This window comes from Eisenbergiella sp. OF01-20 (assembly GCF_003478085.1).
GTDB lineage: Bacteria > Bacillota > Clostridia > Lachnospirales > Lachnospiraceae > Eisenbergiella.
This window is the reverse complement of the sequence record NZ_QUES01000004.1, coordinates 316453-319675: the sequence shown is the minus strand read 5'-3', so window position 1 is coordinate 319675 and position 3223 is coordinate 316453. Positions and strand designations below refer to the sequence as shown.

The 3223-nt window shown below is 48.7% G+C and carries 3 protein-coding genes; 1 reads left to right on the top strand and 2 read right to left on the bottom strand.

All coding sequences use genetic code 11. The annotated features are described in order from the left end of the window. Positions 1-2212 (bottom strand): hypothetical protein (locus DXA36_RS08470; protein WP_147366562.1); only part of this gene is annotated, 2212 nt, incomplete at its 3' end. A gap of 177 nt (positions 2213-2389) precedes the next feature. Here DXA36_RS08470 and DXA36_RS08465 point away from each other — a divergent pair. Next, entirely contained in the window at positions 2390-2578 is a 189-nt protein-coding gene (locus DXA36_RS08465; RefSeq protein WP_069431777.1) for a hypothetical protein, read from the top strand. Positions 2579-3063: 485 nt separating this feature from the next. Here DXA36_RS08465 and DXA36_RS08460 read toward each other — a convergent pair. Next, positions 3064-3223 (bottom strand): TraX family protein (locus DXA36_RS08460; protein WP_243114593.1); only part of this gene is annotated, 160 nt, incomplete at its 5' end.

Below are 3223 nucleotides of genomic sequence, written 5' to 3'. Positions count from 1 at the left end.
GATATTCGGTATACTGCCCCGGAAGGTATGGCGGATTCAAGGCTGGCACTGTCCCGTTTGGCACCACTGCCACTCCCGTTCCTCCCGGCACGGTTAAGGCGGTCTCATTCGGCAGCTGCGTGATCTTTGCTCTCTGGTAAGTATATGGATTCATCAGTCCATAGAATGCGAACTGCGTACTTGCCATCTCGGTAAGCGCTCGGGCGCTGTCATGCCTCCCGTTTCCTGTCGGCGCTCCCATTTCCTTGCCTGAAGTACAGAACATTAGTACTTCCTCTATCTGAAACAGGAGATTCTGGCTTGTGACTATTCCTGCCACAAGCTGGAATGCACCTGCGAGCTGTGACAGAGTCACAACCGTTCCTCCCACGGGAATCAGTCCCATGCCACCGCTCACGGTCACCGCCATCATCTCTGCCCCATACATCCCCAGAGTTATGGCTATGCAGGATGCTCCCACTCTTGCAGACGCCGAAAAGGCATTGCTGATATAATCTCCCAAGGAGGACTCTGTCCCGTTCTTTCTGTCACTGCTTGCCGTTGCCGCAACTGCTACAATTCCTGCCCCTGCGGTCAGCGCTCCGGCTATCACCCCAAGTTTCACGGCTGTAACTCCCAGAGCCGCTGCTGCCAGTCCTCCCGTTGCAACTACCAGCGCTCCCACTGCCAGTCCTACCACAGCTGCAACTGCGACCCCCGCCACGACCTTCAGCCATGTCGGCACCTCCTTATACTCCTCATACTCCGGTGCATCATCAAAGGGCTTATAGTATTCGTATTCCGTTCCTGCCAGGATTCCCTGGGATGACAGCGCATTGTATTCATTCTGCAGTTCTGCTGCTCCATCACCGCCTCCTCCGGTTGACGGATTTCCGTTTCCTCCGGAATACAGCATCCCCTCCTTTCCTTTTGCCCTGCTCTCTATTTTATACTGTCCGATTTTCTGCACTGCGTCAAGGGAAATCTCCGGTGCATGGAAGAGAATCTGCTCCCTCCCCGTAACCTGAAGCTTACCCTTTCCCGCACCGAAATGTATGCCGTCTTCTCCCATCCGGCACTCCTGCACGGTTTCTTCCTTCCCTCCGGCAAAACCAAGCACATCCGCATACATATGCAGCTTTTTTCCATGCTCCGTCACAAGTTCCCGACGCTGCGCATCTGCAAAGACCGGACACCTGCTGTTATGTATCTCGCTGACTGCATATGCACTTTCCTCCTCTGCCTCTGGAAAGTAGAGGTATGCCTCCGTCCCTTCCTGCGGCATACAATACATGACGTTTCCTGTGGGCGGAATCCACGGATATGGATGCAGCGCTTTCCCGTCTGCCCCGTCAATGTCCAGTTTCAGGTACACCGATTCCTTCTCCCGCTTTTTCACTGTTCCACGCAGGGAAACTCCTGTCATTTTCCGGTTCGCATACCTCTTCTGCCCAAACCTGCACTTCCCTCCAAGTTTATACCCAAAGACAAGCACTCCGCCAACGAGTTCGGCTGTTTTTTCAAAAATATACCGCCTCTGTCCCTGATAAAAAGAACTTTCCCCTATCTCATAATTTTCCCATGACTCTGTCCGGTAGTATAAAAATTCTTTTTTCCCTTCCCCAGCGCTTTTCATATGGTAATAGGTCTCATCCACACAGACGCTATACCGGTCTGTTGGAAAGGAAGCCGTCCCGCCCTTTTCCTCCAGTCCTGCCCAAAGTCTTATCTCCGGGCTGGCAGGATCAGCGTACAGTACCTGCCCTGCCCCGGCTGCCATACGCCTACAGAACTCCCAGTCTGTCTCTCGGTACTGTATGACGGGGACTCCTGTTTCTACGGAGAGTCCACTGCCGGACACGTTCCCTGCCACTTCCCTCATAATCCCAAGGTATGTCTCTTTTGTTTTCTGGAAGCTGCGGTTTCTCTCCTCCTGATCCAGTCTGATGCTGCTAGTCAGGGCTGACAGGATCACCTGACACACACCGTTCTCCACAAACGTGTGCACACTCTGGATGATCCCCTGGAACAATACCTGCTCACGGTTGTCACCGTCCTCCTGCAGCGTAATCCTAACCGCCTCCTCCTGCAGCCTTCCGACGTCCGGCATTCCCGCCAGATACCCACGGAGTGTCATCCTTCCGTGATCCCCCGGTTTTATTTCCATAAAAAAATCTGCAACTGCGGTAATATTCAGATAGCTGTATACCTTGATTCCTGCTGCACTGATCATAACATCACTCCCCTTTTGTATCTTATACGATGTACTGCACCCATTTTAAAATCCCTTTTCCCTGTGCCGACAAAAAGCCGGTATAAAATGCCTCATCTATTGTATATGTCCCTATATTTCCATCCCACGGATCATAAATCACCAATTCCCCATTTTTCTTCCAATCCAGAGCCACAAATGAATGACAGATGCCCCCCGGATACAGAATTGCATTTCCGATCAGACATCCATGCCCAGTGCCAGATAGAGGACAAAAATATACAGCAAAACCTGAACATGGCCCGGAAGCTGGCGATCAACCTGATAAAAAGATATAAAGAACGGACGGCATCCAAGCAGGCCTTATCGAAAATCATGTTTAACTGATATAACTGACTGACTTATAAAGACGGATAGAACATCAGCGGTATTTCATGGCTTTGAAAGTCTTATAAATACCGCTGATACTGTGTTTTTTATTTAATTATGCAAGAACTTATAAAAGAAATTTTTCCCCTTATCCCCTTTTCCCAATTCCCTTTTGTGTTCCCGGAGACTAAAATTCAGACCCCAATGTAGATTTATTCATTCGGGAACATAAAAGAGGCTCCCATCCATAACGAAGGGAGCCTCTTTTTGCTATTAGTGTTTATTGTGTTTTTTGTAGAGACTCATTCAATCATCTGAATAGCCTTTAGAACAGCCGTTAATTCTGCCATTTCAGGGAAAGCGTATACATAGCAACTTCCGACCTTTATATACGCCCTGCGATTCTTTTCTAATTCCGACTGTTTTACTTCGTTTGGCAAGCAAGCCTCCGCCTGCGAATCTGGCTTTTCATTGAATGACCAACGCGGCCCGTCCAGTATAAACTATATGTCTAAATATAGACGCAAAAGCCCTAAGATTAGAATATGTACTGGATAAAAGAAATAGTTGAACCATTTATTTTGCTTACCTCTTTCACCATTATAAGTTAGAGTCATTCCAAAACCTATAAATGAGTAAAGTTCTTTTATAATTGATATATAG

Bases quoted from the DNA above. Each gene is read 5' to 3' on its own strand.
- DXA36_RS08465 (WP_069431777.1), top strand. From the start codon at position 2,390: ATGAATGACAGATGCCCCCCGGATACAGAATTGCATTTCCGATCAGAC.